We start from the raw sequence: 2,095 nt of genomic DNA on the forward strand, positions 1-2,095 counted from the left end.
GCCAGAACCATGTCTCTCAGATATCTGGACATCGTCACGCCCAGCGAGTTCGTCCGACTACGCAGCCTGTCCAGATCATCAGCGCGGATGTAAATTCGCAGCTCTTCATAGTGCGATAGTTTGGTATTGCCGTGCTTGCGTAAGGGCAGGCCGAGCTTTTCACGCCGGCGATCTACCTGACATTTTGACAATCCAAGTTGCATGGCTATGTCTTCGACCGGGACATTGTCCGCCCATGCCACGGTCAGGGCCTCAGCCAGATCAGGCGGGATTTTGAGTGGTGGCTTACCCATTGCCCTTATCCCCCATCGCGCGAATAGCGGCTGCGCATTCATGAGCCGCAGACCATGGGGTGCCTTTGTTTCGGCCCATGAGCGTAGCAGCATGGACCTCACACGCGATGGCATCTATCTCCCGCTGGTCTGCGCGGATGGCGGCAGCAGCCAGGTAGCGCAGTTCATAGGTTGGGTGGAATGGCGACGCGTGCTTCTCCCCATCCAACTGGATATTGAGACGTCCGCCTGACGCGCTACGAATGGTTCCGAGCGTCGACTTTGCTTTGTCTTTCCAGCCGCCTGTGTATTCGACACGCCCGCCACGACGGGCTGGCACGCCGTAGTATTTGCGGACCCACGCCATGCTCATGACTGGCCCTCCGCTGCTGGCGGGGAAGGGTCCCGCCATCCCCGTCCCGGCTCCAGGCACGCCAGCACGCGGCGCTCGTAGTCAGACTGGGCGGCGGCTTTGGCATCTTCTGGATTATCGAAAACGTCCGGGATCAGCTTGTCGCACATACCGGGCATCGACCAGAGGACCTCCCACCATCCGCAACACCCATAGGGTTCGACGCGGACGGAGCCGATTATCGGCAGGAGCGCCCGGAACGACGTCCCATTGCCAAGGTCCGTCCAAACCAACTCCCGCACCCTTGGCGCGTTGACGACACGATCGGCCGCCGGATTATCAGCAACGGGGTTTGGTGATGACGGGGTGGCGGCAATGGGTGACAGGCCCTGCGCGATGTTGCGCATCAGGTTCGCCAGTTCATTCTTCGCCGGCTGCGGAAGCGCATCGACTTTCGATGCCAGGGAGACAAAGTTGATGCTGCCGTGGGCGTTGCTACTGGTGCGGAAAAGGATCAACCCGCGCTCTATGTCGCGTCGCCGGAACGGCAGATCATCCACCGCACTGGCGGCAACGGGGGCTGGCGGGGAGGCGAGGAAGTTCGGGCATTCCTGCCATGTGTTGGCATGGTTGAGGTAGAATAACCTGCCGTCATTTCCCTCAGCGAGATACCTGCCGCAGTTTTCTGCCCTTGGTATGGCCGGTCCGCGCTTGTTCTCGTCAGAGACGATCAGGCACATCGCGTGATAGACCGCCCTGTGGCGCTCACTCTCCGTGCTGGCTATGGACTGTCGCGACTTATCCCCTGACTGTGCGGCATGGAAAGCCTCTCGCTCGCGCTCCAACATCAAATGCTTGTGTCGCTCTGCTAAATGCTCGGCGAGCGTCTCCGGCCAAACACCAGACGCCACCGGCTCCGGCGCAGGCGCGGCAGGGGCGGCTGCGAGCAGGTCATACATAAATTCGGCGGCGTTCCATGTAGTCGCGCCGGGCAAGAGATTGCACTTCTGGACAACATGCCGGATGGCGCTGTCGCGGCTTTCAGGGGTGGTGGTCATGCTGACACCTCATCGGCCATAGCTGGATGGTCGAACGGGACGCCAGCGAGCGCGCACATGCAGCGCCAGCGCCACAGGGTGAGTCTGTCGTCGTCGCCCCCATAGCAGCCGTATCCGGCGATGTTGCACGGGGTAAGCGGCCCCATCTCGTAGTTGCCGCCCTTGTACCCCTCCATCGTTTTCCCGTTGGCGGCCAGGGCGTGAGCGTGCATCGTTTGGACGTCGGTGTTTTCATCCGGGATGAATGCTATCTCGTCATAACTACCACGCCACGAAATGGCTTTACCGAAACCCTGCGGGAACAAGGTGTCGGGGTCCAGAAGCGCAAGGCGCGCAGTCAAATTCTTGAGGTTCATCAGACAAACTCCAGGCGTTCGCGCTCCATGCGGGCGCGTTAAGTGGTTGATGTTTCA

General features: G+C 60.7%; 4 protein-coding genes. All 4 read right to left on the bottom strand.

The genetic code is table 11. From position 1 onward, the window contains the following. On the bottom strand, positions 1-293 hold a 293-nt coding region (locus IE243_RS22590), incomplete at its 3' end, for a hypothetical protein (protein WP_191321536.1). Continuing rightward, positions 286-645, bottom strand: a complete 360-nt coding sequence (locus IE243_RS23325; protein ID WP_210319964.1) for a hypothetical protein — start codon at positions 643-645, stop codon at positions 286-288. The genes IE243_RS22590 and IE243_RS23325, both read right to left, overlap by 8 nt. After that, positions 642-1,682 carry a hypothetical protein gene (locus IE243_RS22600; protein WP_191321537.1) on the bottom strand — a complete coding sequence of 347 codons (1,041 nt, stop codon included), beginning with the start codon at positions 1,680-1,682 and terminating at the stop codon, positions 642-644. Before IE243_RS22600 ends, IE243_RS23325 begins: the two co-directional genes overlap by 4 nt. Beyond that, entirely contained in the window at positions 1,679-2,038 is a 360-nt protein-coding gene (locus tag IE243_RS22605) for a hypothetical protein (protein WP_191321538.1), read from the bottom strand. The genes IE243_RS22600 and IE243_RS22605 overlap by 4 nt, the downstream gene beginning before the upstream one ends. Positions 2,039-2,095: the final 57 nt, after the last annotated feature.

It is taken from the genome of Camelimonas fluminis, assembly GCF_014656355.1.
In the GTDB taxonomy this organism is placed as follows: Bacteria; Pseudomonadota; Alphaproteobacteria; order Rhizobiales; family Beijerinckiaceae; genus Camelimonas; species Camelimonas fluminis.